Raw genomic sequence first — 17,214 nt, forward strand, 5'->3', positions numbered from 1 at the left:
CATTCATGAGTAACCAGCGGTACATGCAACGTGGCGTATCAGCATCTAAGGAAGATGTACATAATGCCATAAAAAACATCGATAAAGGTATTTTCCCACAAGCTTTCTGTAAAATTATTCCTGATATTTTGGGTGGTGACCCTGAGTATTGTAACATAATGCATGCCGACGGTGCAGGCACAAAATCGAGTCTGGGCTATTTGTATTGGAAAGAAACAGGTGATCTTTCCGTATGGAAAGGTGTTGCACAGGATGCGCTGATAATGAATATTGATGACTTGCTTTGCGTAGGAGCCATCGATAATATTTTGGTATCTTCTACCATCGGACGCAACAAGCTATTAATCCCTGGCGAAGTGATATCGGCCATTATTAATGGAACGGATGAGCTATTAGCCGAACTTCGTGAGATGGGTGTAGGCGTATATGCCACAGGTGGAGAAACGGCTGATGTGGGCGACTTGGTACGCACGATTATTGTAGATAGTACTGTTACCTGCCGAATGAAACGCAGTGACGTGGTCGACAATGCTAATATCCGTCCGGGTGATGTAATTGTGGGTCTGGCTTCTTATGGACAAGCGACTTACGAGAAAGAATATAATGGAGGGATGGGCAGCAATGGACTTACATCTGCTCGCCATGATGTCTTCTCTAAATATCTTGCTGAAAAATATCCAGAGAGTTACGATGCCGGTGTACCCGAAGAATTGGTCTATTCAGGAGGATTAAAACTAACAGATAGTGTAGAGGGTTCTCCAATAGACGCTGGTAAACTAGTGCTCTCTCCTACTCGTACGTATGCACCGGTTGTGAAAAAGCTACTAGATGCTCTACGCCCCGAAATTCACGGTATGGTGCACTGCTCGGGTGGCGCACAGACCAAGGTGCTTCACTTTATTAACAACATGCGGGTCATCAAAGACAACCTCTTCCCCGTTCCACCACTATTCAAAACCATTCAGGAACAAAGCGGAACAGAATGGGCTGAGATGTATAAGGTGTTCAATATGGGACATCGCTTGGAAGTGTATCTTTCTCCCGAACATGCTGAAGAAGTGATTGCTATATCAAAATCATTTGGAATCGATGCACAAATCGTAGGCCGCATTGAAGAAAGTGAGAAAAAAGAATTGATAATCAAGAGTGAATTCGGAGAATTCATATATTAAAATACATGGCAGAAAATATCAATATACTAGAGAGACTTGAAGGCTTAGTGAGCCGATTTGAAGAGGTGTCAACGCTCATCACAGACCCGGGAGTTATAGCAGACCGAAAACGTTTTGTACGCCTGACGAAGGATTATAAAGAGCTGGACGACCTGATGAAGGCCCGCAAAGAGTACTTGCAGATGCTAGCCAACATTGCCGAAGCTAAAGAAATGCTCTCTACCGAACAAGACCATGAGATGAGAGAAATGGCCCGCGAAGAGATAGAAAAAAGTCAGGCACGCCTACCTGAACTGGAAGAAGAGATTAAAATACTTCTTGTTCCGGCCGACCCTCAAGATGATAAGAATGCAATCGTGGAGATTCGTGGTGGAACAGGAGGCGACGAAGCCGCCATTTTTGCCGGGGATCTTTTCAGAATGTATATGAAGTTCTGTGAATCGAAAGGATGGAAGACGGAAATAACCACTAGCAACGAAGGAACAGCCGGAGGATTTAAAGAAGTAATCTTCACTGTATCGGGTGACAATGTATATGGTACGCTGAAATATGAGAGCGGTGTGCACCGCGTGCAACGTGTACCGGCTACGGAAACTCAAGGACGTGTGCATACTTCAGCCTCAACAGTGGCTGTACTGCCGGAAGCTGAGGAATTTGACGTAGAGATCAACCCGGCCGATATAGAGATGCAAACATCACGTTCAGGAGGAGCCGGAGGGCAGAATGTGAATAAAGTGGAAACCAAAGTGCAATTGACACATAAGCCGACAGGTCTGGTCGTGGTTTGTCAGCAAGCGCGCTCGCAGTTGGCCAATCGTGAGTTGGCCATGCAAATGCTTCGTACAAAAATATATGATATAGAGCTTAGCAAACATCAAGAAGCTATCGCTTCACATAGAAAGACGTTAGTTTCTACAGGTGACCGCTCCGCGAAGATTCGTACTTACAACTATCCACAAGGACGTATCACAGATCATCGTATCAACTATACCATCTATAACCTTGCCTCTTTTATGGAAGGGAATATACAAGATTGCATCGACAAGCTGATTGTAGCCGAAAATGCAGAGAGAATGAAGGAAAGTGAATTATAAGCTAAAAGACAGATGAATAAACAGCAGTTATTTGAAAATATAAAACGCAAAAAGACATTTTTATGTGTAGGATTGGATACCGATATTAAGAAAATACCGGCGCACTTACTGAAAGAGGAAGATCCTATCTTTGCGTTCAACAAAGCCATCATTGATGCTACGGCCGATCTATGTATCGCTTATAAGCCCAACTTGGCCTTTTATGAGAGTTTGGGAGTGAAAGGATGGATTGCTTTTGAGAAAACAGTAAATTACATCAAGAGCAATTATCCGGACCAATTTATCATTGCCGATGCTAAACGAGGCGATATTGGAAATACCAGCGAGATGTATGCCCGCTCATTCTTTGATGAGCTCAACATTGATTCTGTAACAGTAGCGCCCTATATGGGTGAAGACAGTGTGAAACCTTTCCTACTATATCCTGAAAAGTGGGTAATTCTATTGGCGCTGACTTCAAATAAAGGTTCACAGGACTTCCAACTAACAGAAGATAGTAACGGGGAACGCCTTTTTGAGAAAGTATTGAAAAAATCTCAAAAATGGGCTTCTGACGAACAAATGATGTATGTAGTAGGTGCTACACAAGGAGAGATGTTCATGGATATCCGTAAACATGTGCCCAATCACTTCCTTTTAGTACCAGGTGTTGGTGCTCAGGGAGGATCACTCGAAGAAGTATGTAAGTATGGTATGAATAGCACATGCGGACTGATTGTAAATTCCTCTCGTGCAATTATCTATGCCGACAAAACAGAACGTTTTGCAGAGGCTGCTCATAACGCAGCTAAAGAGGTACAAGCAGAGATGTCAGAGCAACTGAAGAAGATTCTCTAAGTAGCCCTATTTATTAAGTGGAGTTGTAAAATAAAGAATGACGAATAAACGTAAAATCATCAATGATCCGGTTTTCGGGTTCATCAATATTCCCAAAGGACTGTTGTATGACATTGTGAGGCATCCATTGCTTCAACGGCTGAATCGCATCAAACAGATGGGGCTATCATCCGTGGTTTATCCCGGAGCTCAGCACACACGTTTTCAACATTCGTTAGGTGCATTTTATCTAATGAAAGAAGCCATAACACAACTAACCACCAAAGGGAACTTTATCTTTGACAGCGAAGCCGAAGCCGTACAAATAGCCATTCTTCTACATGACATCGGACATGGGCCTTTCTCGCATGTACTCGAAGACACAATTGTAAAAGGAGTATCTCACGAGGAAATATCCTTGATGCTCATGGAGCGAATGAACAAAGAGATGAATGGGCAACTAACTCTTGCTATTCAAATCTTTAAAGATGAATATTCCAAAAGATTTCTGCACCAATTGGTCAGCGGACAGTTGGATATGGACCGACTGGACTATTTGCGCCGCGATAGCTTCTACACAGGAGTGACAGAAGGTAGCATTGGGTCGGCTAGAATCATCGAAATGCTCAACGTACAAGACGATCAACTGGTCATTGAAGCCAAAGGCATTTACTCGATAGAAAACTTCCTCACCGCACGCCGCCTGATGTATTGGCAAGTCTATTTGCACAAAACATCCGTAGCCTACGAGCGAATGCTCATCAGTGCTCTACTACGAGCAAAAGAGTTAGCCGAACAAGGAGTGGAATTATTTGCCTCACCGGCCCTACACTTCTTCTTATATAATAGCATCGGCCATGATGAGTTCCACAACAATCCGGATTGCTTGGAGAATTTCATCCAACTCGATGACAACGATATATGGACATCTTTAAAAGTATGGAGTACCCATACCGACAAAGTTCTTTCAGCACTAAGTCTTGGTATGATTAATCGCAACATATTTAAAGTTGAGATATCCACTGAACCTATTAGTGTAGAAAGAGAAAAAGAATTAACTTATCACATTAGCCAACAATTGAATATCAGCCTTCACGAAGCGAGATATTTTGTTTCTACCCCCAGTATTGAAAAGAATATGTATGATCCTGCAGACGACAGCATTGATATTATCTACCATGACGGTACAATAAAAAATATTGCTGAAGCATCTGACATGTTGAACTTCGCATTACTTTCTAAGAAAGTAAAGAAGTACTATATTTGCTACCATCGTTTGCATTGACTCGTATAAAATATTCATTAAAGAATAAGGTAATATAAAAAAAAAAACCGTTATTTGCGCCCTAATTGGAGAACAATAGATTATTGTAACCTCAGTCTAAGACAAAATATAACGGCTAAAAACCACACAACAATAGATCAAGAAATGGAATTTTCAGCTAAGCAAATAGCAGCATTTATACAGGGAGAAATCATCGGAAATGAAGATGTTACTGTCCATACATTTGCTAAAATTGAAGAAGGAATACCAGGAGCAATATCTTTTCTGGGAAACCCCAAATACACCTCTTATATATACAATACTCAATCGAGCATTGTGTTAGTTAATAGAGATTTTGTAGCAGACCGTGAAGTCAATGCAACTTTAATCAAAGTTGAGAACGCATACGAAAGTCTGGCTAAGCTACTCAACCTATATGAAATGAGTAAGCCAAAAAAACAAGGAATCGACTCACTAGCATATGTTGCACCAACGGCAAAAATCGGAGAGAATGCATATGTCGGCCCATTCGCATATATTGGCGAGAATGCAGTTATCGGTGATAATTCACTGATTTACCCGCATACATACGTCGGTGATGGGGCAAGTATAGGAAAAGGATGCACTATTTATTCTAACGTAAACATCTACCATGATTGTCGCATAGGCAATGAATGTATTTTGCATTCGGGAGTAGTCATTGGTGCCGACGGCTTTGGTTTCGCTCCAACGGCCGAAGGATACGAAAAGATACCTCAAATAGGCATCGTTATCATAAAAGACAAGGTAGAAGTAGGAGCAAATACCTGCATAGACAGAGCAACAATGGGAGCTACTGTTGTTCATGAAGGAGTGAAGCTAGACAATCTTATCCAAGTGGCTCACAATGATGAAGTTGGAGCTCATACAGTTATGGCTGCACAATCAGGAATTGCCGGTTCTACGAAGGTAGGCGAATGGTGTATGATTGGTGGCCAAGCCGGCTTAGCGGGACACGCAAAAATTGGAGACAAAGTAGGCATTGCTGGCCAATCTGGCGTCCCAGGTAATGTAGCATCTGGCTCTCAAATCATGGGTTCGCCCTCATTTGATGCTAAGAAATTCTTCAAAGCATCCGTAGCCTTCAAAAGATTACCAGAGATCTATACTGAAGTTAACGCCCTTCGCAAGGAGATAAACGAATTAAAAAAACAATTAAATAAGTAACCAATGTTGAAACAAAAAACACTGAAAGATAGCTTTTCGCTGAGTGGAAAAGGTCTTCACACTGGGCTTGACCTCACGGTAACGTTCAATCCGGCTCCGGATAATCATGGATATAAGATACAACGTATCGATATGGAGGGACAGCCTATTATTGATGCTATAGCCAACAATGTTATTGAAACCACACGTGGCACGGTGTTAGCAAATGGTAATGCAAAGGTTAGTACCGTAGAACATGGCATGGCAGCACTTTATGCGCTAGGTATAGACAATTGCCTAATACAAGTAAATGGCCCAGAATTTCCTATTTTGGATGGAAGTGCACAATATTATGTGCAAGCAATAGAAAAAGTAGGAACTGAAGAGCAAAATGCAATGAAGGATTTCTACATCATAAAATCTAAAATAGAGTTCCGTGATGAAGAAACGGGATCATCCATCATTGTTCTACCAGATGAAAACTTCAGCATTAATGTTCTTGTTTCATACGATTCAGCCATTATTCCAAATCAGTTTGCGACTCTGGAGAACATGACTAATTTCCCCACAGAAATTGCCGCAAGTCGCACATTTGTTTTTGTCAGAGAGATTGAACCATTACTTTCTGCAGGATTGATAAAAGGTGGCGACTTAGATAATGCGATTGTCATTTATGAACGTCTAATGTCCCAAGAAAGCTATGACAAGCTGGCCGATGTAATGAGAGTTCCTCATATGGATGCCAATCAGTTGGGTTACATTAACCATAAGCCCTTAGTATGGCCTAATGAATGTGCACGACATAAATTATTGGATGTGATTGGCGACCTTGCTCTGATTGGGAAACCGATTAAAGGAAGAATCATAGCCACTCGTCCCGGACACTCCATCAACAATAAGTTTGCTCGCCAAATGCGTAAAGAAATTCGTTTGCACGAAATACAAGCGCCAAGCTATAGCTGCAGCGAAGCACCAGTAATGGATGTAAATCGCATCCGCGAACTTCTTCCACACCGTTATCCATTCCAGTTAGTCGATAAAATAATTGAAATAGGTGCCAACTATATTGTAGGAGTGAAAAACGTTACCATAAATGAACCTTTCTTCCAAGGACACTTCCCACAAGAGCCAGTGATGCCGGGTGTACTACAAGTTGAAGCTATGGCACAAGTCGGAGGTTTACTTGTGTTGAATTCAGTAGATGAGCCCGAACGATATTCTACTTACTTCATGAAGATAGACGGAATTAAATTTCGCCAAAAAGTGGTTCCGGGAGATACTTTAATTTTCCGTGTTGAAATGCTGAGCCCTATTCGTAGAGGTATCTCTTCAATGAAAGGATATGCTTTTGTTGGTGAAACGGTGACTTGCGAAGCCGAGTTTATGGCGCAAATAGTAAAAAACAAATAAATAGAAGAATGATAAGTCCCTTAGCGTATATTCACCCCGAAGCACAAATTGGGGAAAACTCAGAGATTGCCCCCTTTGTATATATTGACAAGAATGTTATAATTGGTAATAACAACAAGATTATGGCCAATGCCAATATCTTGTACGGCTCACGCATCGGAAACGGAAATACAATCTTTCCAGGTGCAGTTATCGGAGCTACGCCACAAGACCTTAAGTTCAAAGGTGAAGAAAGTACAGCAGAAATAGGAGACAACAACCTTATTCGTGAGAATGTAACAATTAACCGTGGAACAGCCGCCAAAGGCAAAACATTAGTAGGTAATAACAACCTTTTAATGGAAGGAGTACATGTGGCACATGATGCTTCCATCGGAAGCAACTGCATCATTGGGAACTCGACAAAAATGGCTGGAGAAATCACCATTGACGATAATGCCATAATCAGTGCCGCAGTGTTGATGCATCAATTCTGTCACATAGGAGGCCATGTAATGGTGCAAGGAGGATGTCGCTTCAGTAAGGATATCCCTCCATATATCATTGCCGGACGCGATCCCATTACCTACAGCGGAATCAATATCATTGGTTTGCGCCGTCGTGGGTTCTCTAATGAAACAATTGAAGACATTCACAATACATATCGCATCATTTACCAAAGCGGTTTAAACATTACCGATGCGCTAGCAAAGGTGGAAGCAGAAATTAGTATGACTCCCGAAATTGAATACATTGTAAAGTTTATCCGCAGTTCAGAAAGAGGTATTATCAAATAAACTAACAAAACATTATATACTAGGAGATCTCTATACAAAGAGACCTCCTTTTTTTATGATAAAGACTAGTTAGTATTTGTACTTATTTACTTTTTTACTACTTTTACGCCATCAATAAACAGGTAAAAACTATGATATACAGATTCACAATTATATCTGACGAAGTAGATGATTTCATCAGAGAAATACAAATTGATCCGGAAGCTACATTTTTCGATCTTCATGAAGCTATACTCAAATCTGCAGGCTACAAAGCTGATCAGATGACTTCTTTCTTCATCTGCGACGATGATTGGGAAAAAGAAAAAGAGATTACCCTAGAAGAGATGGATAATAATCCGGAAGTGGACAGTTGGGTTATGAAAGAGACTCTACTCAATGAACTTATTGAAGATGAAAAACAAAAACTTCTTTATGTGTTTGATTACATCACAGAACGCTGTTTCTTCATAGAATTATCTGAAATCATCACAGGAAAAGAAATTAAGACTCCTAAATGTACTAAAAAAGAAGGAGAAGCGCCAAAACAAACGATCGATTTTGAGGAGATGACTACTAGCACCAGCTCACTTGATTTAGACGAGAGTTTCTACGGAGATCAGGACTTTGATATTGATGAATTTGACCCGGAAGGTTTTGAAGGACTTGACGGTGATTCAGCAGCTGCAGCTCCTGTCGAAGAAGAGCGCATTTAATGGCAAAAACATTAGTTGTCCTTATAGGGCCTACAGGTGTCGGTAAAACAGAGTTAAGCCTTCGGCTTGCCGAAAAGTTTAACACAAACATTGTCTCTTCTGATTCCCGACAGCTGTACGCCGATTTAAAGATAGGAACAGCTGCCCCCACCCCTGAACAACTGAAACGTATTCCACACCACTTCATAGGAACACTCAAACTTACCGACTATTACAGTGCTGCTCAATACGAAATTGAGGCTTTAAAACTAATAGAATCCCTTTTTATAGAGAAAGATGTAGTGATACTCACCGGTGGTTCGATGATGTATGTAGATGCCATTTGTAAAGGTATTGATGATATCCCCACTGTAGATAGCGAGACGCGCGAGTTGATGCTTCGCAGATACGAAGATGAAGGCTTGGACAATCTCAGTGCCGAGCTTAAACTACTAGATCCTGATTATTATAAAATAGTAGATATCAAGAACCCCAAACGAGTGATCCATGCACTCGAAATCTGCTATATGACCGGCAAAACATATACCTCTTTTCGCGTTCGTGAGAAGAAACAACGCCCCTTCCGCATCTTAAAGATAGGGCTCATACGCGATCGTGAGGAGCTTTATAACCGCATAAACCAACGAGTAGATATCATGATGGAAGAAGGACTACTGGAAGAAGCCAAAAGAGTATATCCTCATCGACAATTAAATTCACTCAACACAGTGGGTTATAAAGAACTGTTCAACTACCTAGATGGAGAATGGACGCTCCCATTTGCTATTGAAAAAATAAAGCAGAATTCTCGCATCTATTCGCGTAAGCAGATGACCTGGTTCAAACGTGATGAGGAGATACGTTGGTTTCACCCGCAGCAAGAGGAGGAAATAGTAGCGTACCTCTCAAATATTATGTAGTAAAACCTATTCGTGATCTTCACCGTTAATGATGATGCATAACGTACCTCTCAAATGCTATATTATAAAACCTCTTCACAAGTAAGAAAACTTTAGAGACACAATGCAAAAGAGAGATTAGTGTTTACAACACAATTAAGAAATGCTTAAAGAGCAAACAATTCCTTGTATTTCTCCGCAACATAATGATCAAGCTCAGAATAGAGCGAAGTCATTTGATCTAAGTTCAACCTCCCTTGCATACGCCATTCAGTAAGTTTTGGAATGGTACGATTAAAGATTTCCTCTTCCACCGGAGCCAATCGTTGCATATAACCCGTTTTATCCTCATTATACAGAAGTTCCCAGTTGAAATATCGATCGCTACCCATGCCTTGAGTATATGAAAACACTCGATCACGCAAAGTAACTGCTTTATCACACAATGGAGAGACCTTCGTCGCATTATCACGAGTCAATAAAGTCGGAAGGTATTCCCCTCCCTTCACCCAGACAGGCAGTACCACACTTACAGGAGGATATCCCAAAACCGTCCACATAGTAGTCAACTCTGCATTTTCATCCTTTTTCACTCCCTGAACAACCACCGAACAAGAAGTGCTTTTACGAGCAATAAAGTCTTGGTCTACAAACCATCCAGTAGTTTTAGGGCGATTGAAGTTGCCACTTTTCAAATCAATGCCTAACAATGAATTAGCAAATGAGCGAGATAATTCACGAAAGATCCATGCAGGAGTAATCTCTTTAGTGGCAGAAGCCGGCATCAAGAGCTTGTCTTCTTGCATGTATCGAACATATCCTGCACCATTGTTCACTTCACCGGCAAACGAGAAGTTAGTCCGGGCAATATATCCACAAGGAGCATCCTTGGGATTATTTGCATCATAGAACGTATACTTGTAATACCCCACTTCAAACATAGCAGCCCCACCTTTGGCATCAATTACACCAAAGTTGGCTTCTATCATACTAGGTTTCTTTATTGAATCAAGGAAGTGTTTAAAGTCGTCTACCGTTGCACATACCTCAAGAGCAAGTGTCATCACGCTACCATTTGCTGAACCACGCTCTTCATTCTTTTTTATTTTCTCAAGATTGTAAGATTGCGTATTCATGATGGAAAATCCGGCCGAATTTGTTCCAATCCATATCTCACGCGGATTGTTGTCTCTGCTATTTACCACAGCAACGAACGAATAACGCTTGCCTGAGAAGTACTTCACACTATTTTGAGCATAGTCTGTATCTCTATTCTTCCACAATAGCGGGCGACCATCAGGAGTAACCTTACCGGAAATAACAGCGGAAGTGCATGCCTGAATATCCCCTGCTAGAGCAAGGAAAAAAGACATTATAGCGATAAAAAGCAGGTTTTTTCTCATGATTCCTTCACATTTGATACTACGTTATTGCAAACATACACAATTATTCCTTAACAACCCTATAAGCAAATAAAAATGTGAGATGATGGTTACCCCCTACTTCACCGGTTTTAATCCCATCTTTTCGGCTCGTTGAAGCATAAAAGCATAAGCAGCCTCATATTCATTTGGAATCACTCCATCCAGAATGGCATCTTTAATAGCGCTTTTCAAAGCCCCTACTTCTTGACAAGGTGCCAGTCCAAAGACTTCCATGATCTCCTCTCCAGCTACAGGAGGCTGAAAATTACGCACACGGTCCCTCTCTTCAAGATCTTTCAGTTTCTGTCTCACCAGCTGAAAGTTATTCAGGAAACGTTGCTTCCTATCCGAATTTTTCGAGGTGATATCAGCTTCGCAAAGCGTCATCAGATCCTCTATATCATCGCTCGCTTCAAAAAGCAAACGACGCACGGCCGAATCTGTCACTACGTCATTGGCTATCACAATGGGGCGCATATGCAAGCTGACGAGCTTCTGCACATATTTCATCTTCTCATTCATAGGAAGCTTCATGGAGCGAAAGATCGTAGGGATCATTCGTTCACCAATAAAGTTATGGTTATGAAAAGTCCACCCAACCCGTGGCTCCCAACGCTTCGTCACAGGTTTCGCAATATCATGAAGTAAAGCAGCCCAACGCAACCAAAGATTATCCGTATATTTACTTATATTATCGAGCACTTCGAGCGTATGGTAAAAATTATCTTTGTGAGCTTTGCCATTGCGAGTCTCTATGCCCTGCATAGCTGCTAGTTCGGGAAAGATGAGCGGCAAAAGACCCGAACGATCGAGATCGATAAATCCTCTTGAAGGCACAGAAGCCAGTATAATCTTATTTAATTCATCGGCAATGCGCTCTTTTGAAATAATCTCTATCCTGTCCTTATTACGGCAAAGCGACTCAAAAGTATCATCATCAATATAAAAATTGAGCTGCGCAGCAAAACGAATGCAGCGCATCATGCGAAGCGGATCATCACTAAAAGTGATGTCGGGATCGAGAGGCGTACGAATGGTCTTCTCTTTCAAATCATCCATGCCTCCAAACGGATCAATGAGTTCTCCGAAACGAGCCTTATTCAGGCAAACAGCCATTGCATTGATGGTGAAATCCCGACGATTCTGATCATCCTCCAGCGTTCCATCCTCCACAATAGGTTTGCGAGAATCACGTTGATAAGATTCCTTACGAGCACCAACAAATTCTACCTCCGTACCATAATATTTAACCTGCGCAGTGCCAAAGTTTTTAAATACGGCAACATGAGCACCTTTGCCCAATCGTTGCCCCAGCGCTTCCGCCATCTCAATGCCACTGCCTACTACTACTACATCTATATCTTTAGAGGGACGTTGCAAGAAGATATCGCGTACGTATCCTCCAACTACATAACATTCCAGTCCCAGCGCGTCGGCTGTTTCTGATATCTGATTAAAAATTTTATCACTGAAATGCAACTTCAACTCCTCCTTTGTCAACTCTACCATGCTTCTTTATTAAGTTTTAGGCTACAAAAATACAAAAAACTGATATTATTTGTATTTTTGTTGTTCATAAAGAAACTTATTACATGAAGAAACTTTTAATTTGGGTATGCACAGCTACATTATTAGCCGCTTGTGGCAATAATGCAGAGAAGAAAGCAGGAGAAAAATTACAAGCAGCTCGTGAAGCACTGCAAAGAGGTGACTACAGTGAAGCCAAAATACAAGTAGATAGTATAAAGATCCTTTATCCAAAAGCGTTCGAAGCTCGCCGAGAAGGGTTAAAAGTAATACAGCAAGCTGAACTGAAAGAACAAGAGCACAGTCTTGTCTACCTGGACAGCATGCTTCAAGTCAAACAGACAGAATTTGAAGCCCTGAAAGGGAAGTTTGTCTTTGAAAAAAATGCCGAATACCAGCAGATAGGAAATTACTTCTGGCCCACGCAAGTGGTAGAGAAGAACCTCCATCGCTCCTATCTCCGTTTTCAAGTCAACGAACGTGGTGCCATGGTGATGACCTCCATCTATTGTGGAGGAAGCAATATTCATCATTCGGCAGTGAAGGTGACTGCTCCTGATGGAAGTTTTGCCGAGACGCCAGCTTCTAAAGATAGTTATGAGACAAGCGATCTAGGAGAAAAAATAGAAAAAGCCGATTATAAGTTAGGTCAGGATGGCCATGTGATGGGATTTATCTACATGAATAAAGACAAAAACGTTCGTGTAGAATATCTTGGTGAACGCAAGTATACCATCACCATGAGTGCAACCGATCGACAAGCATTGGTTGGCGTCTATGAACTCTCTCAACTACTCTCTTCCATTGAGCAAGTAAAGAAAGACATCAAGGAAGCTAATCTGAAAATAGAGTTCATCACCAGAAAGATGCAGGATTCAGCAGAGAAAGAGAAAGCAAAAGAGAAGGAAAAATGATCTTTTATCGACGCTATATAAATTCGTTATTATAGACAAAACATACTCATTTTATACAGTTAACTAGTTCAGCGTGGTGAAGTAGTTAATTAAGCGCGCTGAACTAGTTAATTCACCACGGTGAACTAGTTAGTTCAGCAAACCCCTCTCACAAGGCCTGTAGAGGGGATTCCAAGATACATACAATTGCGACACATTAGAGCCGCTTCAACGCAAGTTTTATTACTTTCTCTACAGGAGCATTCGGCTCCTCTTGCAAGATGAGAGCAACTACTTTTTGCGAAGGTGCAGGCGCAAAGCCCAGCATAGTAAGCGCAGCTACAGCCTCATCGTTCACCTCAGCATTCATGGCAAGCATACCTCCGCTAATCGCTGACGCACCCGATGTCGTTTTTATCTTATCTTTCAAATCAATAATAACCCGTTGAGCCGTCTTCAAACCAATTCCTTTTACCGTTTTCAGCAGACCAGCGTTCTCGGAACTAATCACATTGCAAAGTTCTGCCGGTGAAAGTGCGGAGAGTATCATGCGAGCAGTATTGCCGCCAATGCCCGACACGGAAATAAGCAGTAGAAACAGCTCTCTCTCCTGCTTATCAGCAAAACCATACAAGATGTATGCATCTTCGCGAATAGCTTCATAGATATATAGCTTACAACTACTTTTCCCTTGAATGGCAGAGTACGTGTTCAATGAGATATTCACGCCATAGCCTAATCCGTTACAATCTACCACCACCATTGCCGGAGTTAGTTCGGCAATGCCACCTTTAATATAATCTATCATATAATTTTAAGTTTATTCCGCACATGTGCAAAGATGACTACTTTTGCATTTTAAATATTGCTTTCACTGAAAAAACGCTTATTTTTGCAGTAAAGAAAAATAAAATACAACTCACAACCAACAAAAGTAATGAAAAAGATTAGAGCAGCCATCATTGGATATGGCAACATTGGAAAATATGTATTGGAATCTCTTCAGGCAGCGCCTGATTTCGAGATTGCCGGGATAGTGCGTCGCAACGGTGCAGAAGGTAAACCTGCGGAATTAAACGAATACTCCGTGGTAAAGGACATCAATGAACTAGCCGAAGTTGACGTAGCCATTCTCTGTACCCCTACCCGCAGTGTAGAAAAGTATGCCAAAGAAATTTTGAGTATGGGCATTAATACTGTAGATAGCTTTGATATTCACACAGGTATTGTTGACCTCCGTAGGGAATTAATGGCTTGCGCAAAAGCAAACAAAGCCGTTTCTGTGATCTCTGCGGGATGGGATCCCGGAAGTGATTCTATTGTACGAACAATGTTCGAAGCAATCGCCCCAAAAGGAATTACCTATACTAACTTTGGACCGGGTATGAGCATGGGGCATACTGTTGCCGTAAAGGCTGTTGAAGGAGTAAAAGCTGCTCTTTCAATGACCATCCCCACAGGTACAGGCATTCATCGCAGAATGGTTTATATTGAACTTAAGGAAGGGTATAACTTTGAAGAAGTGGCCGCAGCCATCAAAGCAGACGCCTACTTTGTAAACGACGACACTCACATCACACAGGTTCCTTGTGTAGACGACTTGCTGGATATGGGCCATGGAGTGAACCTCACGCGCAAAGGTGTATCAGGCAAAACACAGAATCAACTGTTTGAGTTTAACATGAAAATCAACAATCCGGCTCTTACTGCCCAGATATTGGTATGCGTAGCACGTGCATCAATGAAGCAACAACCCGGATGCTATACCATGATTGAACTTCCTGTAATCGATCTTTTGTACGGAGACAGAGAAAATCTGATTGCTCATCTGGTATAAAGTTATAAGTTCGACTCATCAGGTCGTATCAGTGTACAAAGAATAAATAGTTATTTCATCCCCTTTTCAGAAAATTACTGAAAAGGGGATTTTTTTGTTCTCATTCATCATTTTCTCTTTTCTGATAATTTTTATTGTTACAAAAGCTAAATATATAAATAATATAGTTTACATTTACTGGCACAAATCGCTCTAGTATATTTAGCTAAATTAATTCACATGAAAAAAACTACTTTTTTACAGGTCATGGCTATAGCCTTTCTATCATTTTACTTTCATACTGCCTCCTATGCACAAGACTTGAGTACCAAATTCGGAAAAGTAACCAACGATGAGGTATCCATGAGCACGTACGATCAGGATAGCACTGCAAACGCAGTTGTCCTATATAAGAAGGGTAGAACTTACTATGATTACTTAAACAATGATTTCAAGATCTACTATACCATAGAAGAAAAAATAAAAATACTCAAGAGTGACGGGACTTCATTTGCTAATATTACTATTCCTTACTATGAAAATAGCCGCAATACATCGAAAGAAAGCATAACAGATATAGATGCATACTCTTACAATATGGAGAATGGTAAGGTCGTAAAAACAAAAATGAAAAAAGACTATATATTCAAAGAAAGAATCAACGATAAATATATGCAGGTTAAGTTCTCGATACCTGCTGTTAAAGCGGGAACAGTTATCGAATACAAATACAAAATGACCTCCGATTTTTATTATGAGTTGAAAGACTGGGCTATGCAGGAAGAGATACCTGTAGTCTATAATGACTACGACATCACCATTCCTGAATATTTCAAATTCAATCTGGAGACGAGAGGGGGCGAAAAGATTGAAACCAAAGATGAAAGTTCGCCTGTAACATTCACTGTAAGAGGCAACAATTCACAGCAAATGGAGATGGTACACGCTACTGCACGTAATCTGACATTTACAGGGAAAAATCTACCTGCACTGAAAGCCGATTCATACATTTGGTGTGCCGACGATTACAAATCCATGATTAACTTTGAACTTCTTGGCATCGACTTTCCCGGATCGATTTATCACTCTTTTACTTCTTCTTGGGAGAAAATAGACGAACTGCTCCTGAAAGACGAAGACTTTGGTGATTTATTAAAACTTAAAAATCCTTTTAGAGAAGAGATGAAGGCTTTGCCACTCAGCGAAATGACAACAGACCAAAAGATTGCTGCGATCTTCCACTTTCTAAAACAAAAGATAGCATGGAATGAAAACTATTATCTTTATGGAAAGAGCATTAGCAAAGTTGTAAAATCAGGTTCAGGTAGTAATGCCGATATCAACTTCATCTTAATGAGTATGCTACGTGACGCAGATATAAGTTCAGTACCGGTAGTTCTGAGCTGCCGTAACAGAGGTATCCTTCCTTACACTCATCCATCCATACAAAAACTCAATACTTTTGTTGTTGGCATTCAGAATACCGACAGCACAAAAGTCTTTCTTGACGGATCTGTTAGCAACGGATACATTAATGTACTGCCTCCTATTCTAATGGTCGACAGAGCCAGAATCGTAACTTCCGAGAAAAGTGGAGAAAAATGGTGTAGCCTTAACCATGCGGGAGAAGGGCTAGTAAGATCTCTCGTCAGCGCTTCCATCGCTGAAGACGGTACGATAAAAGGAGAAAGAACAACTGTTTATGGCGGGCAATACGCAGCTACATTCAGAGCTAAGTTCAAGGCAGCCAAAGACAGCGCTAATTTTATTAGCAACATGGAGAGTGAAGATGCATTCAAAGTGTTAGATTATCAACAACAAGGCAAAGAAGAATTTGGTCCACAAATCAAAGAAAAAATCACATTCACCAAACAAGCTTCAGTCAGCGATGATCATATCTATGTTAACCCAATGGTTTTTCAACACATCAGCAAGAATCCATATATACAAGAGAGCCGTAAACTGCCGGTAGAGATGTCTTATCCATACACGCTAAGAGTTTCAAATTCACTCAAAATACCAGAAGGGTATGAAGTGGAAGAGCTACCAAAGCAAGTCCTTGTAAGTCTCGAAGACGGAGGAGGAACCTGTCGATACATGGTCAGCGTCATTGAGAATACAATATTAATGACTTATCTGTTCAGCATGGATAGAACGCTTTTTGCACCGAATGAATACCCTAATCTAAAAACTTTCTGGGGAACAGTAGCAGATAAGAACAATGAAATGATTGTACTTAAAAAGAAAACACAACTATAGACTAT

Annotated in this window: 15 protein-coding genes; 12 read left to right on the plus strand and 3 right to left on the minus strand. The window is 41.0% G+C overall.

What is annotated here, in order from left to right; genetic code table 11:
* The first annotated feature begins 5 nt into the window (after positions 1 to 5).
* The 9 genes from BQ5338_RS04245 (at position 6) to miaA (ending at position 9,311) form a co-directional block, all read left to right on the plus strand.
* Positions 6 to 1,172 carry an AIR synthase-related protein gene (locus BQ5338_RS04245; RefSeq protein WP_071145541.1) on the plus strand — a complete coding sequence of 389 codons (1,167 nt, stop codon included), beginning with the start codon at positions 6 to 8 and terminating at the stop codon, positions 1,170 to 1,172.
* Positions 1,173 to 1,177: 5 nt separating this feature from the next.
* Positions 1,178 to 2,266, plus strand: a complete 1,089-nt coding sequence (gene prfA, locus BQ5338_RS04250) for a peptide chain release factor 1 (protein ID WP_071145542.1) — start codon at positions 1,178 to 1,180, stop codon at positions 2,264 to 2,266.
* 12 nt (positions 2,267 to 2,278) lie between these two features.
* Positions 2,279 to 3,103 (plus strand): orotidine-5'-phosphate decarboxylase, encoded by an 825-nt coding sequence (gene pyrF / locus BQ5338_RS04255; protein ID WP_071145543.1) that lies wholly within the window; start codon positions 2,279 to 2,281, stop codon positions 3,101 to 3,103.
* A gap of 37 nt (positions 3,104 to 3,140) precedes the next feature.
* A complete protein-coding gene (locus BQ5338_RS04260; RefSeq protein WP_071145544.1) occupies positions 3,141 to 4,367 on the plus strand; it encodes an HD domain-containing protein in 1,227 nt (408 codons plus the stop codon).
* 144 nt (positions 4,368 to 4,511) lie between these two features.
* Complete coding sequence (gene lpxD, locus BQ5338_RS04265) at positions 4,512 to 5,552, plus strand: UDP-3-O-(3-hydroxymyristoyl)glucosamine N-acyltransferase (RefSeq protein ID WP_071145545.1); 1,041 nt, start codon at positions 4,512 to 4,514, stop codon at positions 5,550 to 5,552.
* Positions 5,553 to 5,555: 3 nt separating this feature from the next.
* Complete coding sequence (locus tag BQ5338_RS04270; RefSeq protein ID WP_071145546.1) at positions 5,556 to 6,941, plus strand: bifunctional UDP-3-O-[3-hydroxymyristoyl] N-acetylglucosamine deacetylase/3-hydroxyacyl-ACP dehydratase; 1,386 nt, start codon at positions 5,556 to 5,558, stop codon at positions 6,939 to 6,941.
* An 8-nt stretch (positions 6,942 to 6,949) separates the two neighbouring features.
* Complete coding sequence (lpxA, locus tag BQ5338_RS04275) at positions 6,950 to 7,717, plus strand: acyl-ACP--UDP-N-acetylglucosamine O-acyltransferase (RefSeq protein ID WP_071145547.1); 768 nt, start codon at positions 6,950 to 6,952, stop codon at positions 7,715 to 7,717.
* A gap of 131 nt (positions 7,718 to 7,848) precedes the next feature.
* On the plus strand, positions 7,849 to 8,412 hold the full coding sequence (locus BQ5338_RS04280; protein ID WP_071145548.1) for an IS1096 element passenger TnpR family protein: 564 nt from the start codon (positions 7,849 to 7,851) through the stop codon (positions 8,410 to 8,412).
* On the plus strand, positions 8,412 to 9,311 hold the full coding sequence (gene miaA, locus BQ5338_RS04285) for a tRNA (adenosine(37)-N6)-dimethylallyltransferase MiaA (RefSeq protein WP_071145549.1): 900 nt from the start codon (positions 8,412 to 8,414) through the stop codon (positions 9,309 to 9,311). Before BQ5338_RS04280 ends, miaA begins: the two co-directional genes overlap by 1 nt.
* Before the next feature lie 146 nt (positions 9,312 to 9,457).
* On the opposite strand, the gene BQ5338_RS04290 is transcribed toward miaA, so the two are convergent.
* Together BQ5338_RS04290 and BQ5338_RS04295 are read right to left on the minus strand one after the other, a co-directional pair.
* Positions 9,458 to 10,693: a carcinine hydrolase/isopenicillin-N N-acyltransferase family protein gene (locus tag BQ5338_RS04290; protein ID WP_071145550.1), complete on the minus strand. Its 1,236-nt coding sequence runs from the start codon at positions 10,691 to 10,693 to the stop codon at positions 9,458 to 9,460.
* 96 nt (positions 10,694 to 10,789) lie between these two features.
* Complete coding sequence (locus BQ5338_RS04295; RefSeq protein WP_071145551.1) at positions 10,790 to 12,223, minus strand: CCA tRNA nucleotidyltransferase; 1,434 nt, start codon at positions 12,221 to 12,223, stop codon at positions 10,790 to 10,792.
* An 83-nt stretch (positions 12,224 to 12,306) separates the two neighbouring features.
* On the opposite strand from BQ5338_RS04295, the gene BQ5338_RS04300 reads away from it, so the two are divergent.
* Positions 12,307 to 13,155, plus strand: a complete 849-nt coding sequence (locus tag BQ5338_RS04300) for an outer membrane protein assembly factor BamD (RefSeq protein WP_071145552.1) — start codon at positions 12,307 to 12,309, stop codon at positions 13,153 to 13,155.
* A 196-nt stretch (positions 13,156 to 13,351) separates the two neighbouring features.
* On the opposite strand, the gene ruvA is transcribed toward BQ5338_RS04300, so the two are convergent.
* The gene (gene ruvA, locus BQ5338_RS04305) at positions 13,352 to 13,942 is read right to left on the minus strand and encodes a Holliday junction branch migration protein RuvA (protein WP_071145553.1); all 591 of its coding nucleotides are present in this window, start codon (positions 13,940 to 13,942) and stop codon (positions 13,352 to 13,354) included.
* Positions 13,943 to 14,071: 129 nt separating this feature from the next.
* On the opposite strand from ruvA, the gene BQ5338_RS04310 reads away from it, so the two are divergent.
* Together BQ5338_RS04310 and BQ5338_RS04315 are read left to right on the plus strand one after the other, a co-directional pair.
* The gene (locus BQ5338_RS04310) at positions 14,072 to 14,971 is read left to right on the plus strand and encodes a diaminopimelate dehydrogenase (protein WP_071145554.1); all 900 of its coding nucleotides are present in this window, start codon (positions 14,072 to 14,074) and stop codon (positions 14,969 to 14,971) included.
* Between the two features lie 219 nt (positions 14,972 to 15,190).
* On the plus strand, positions 15,191 to 17,209 hold the full coding sequence (locus BQ5338_RS04315; RefSeq protein ID WP_071145555.1) for a DUF3857 domain-containing protein: 2,019 nt from the start codon (positions 15,191 to 15,193) through the stop codon (positions 17,207 to 17,209).
* The last annotated feature ends 5 nt before the right edge of the window (positions 17,210 to 17,214 follow it).

Origin of the sequence: Bacteroides ihuae (genome assembly GCF_900104585.1) — a bacterium.
GTDB classification, from domain to species: Bacteria; Bacteroidota; Bacteroidia; order Bacteroidales; family Bacteroidaceae; genus Bacteroides; species Bacteroides ihuae.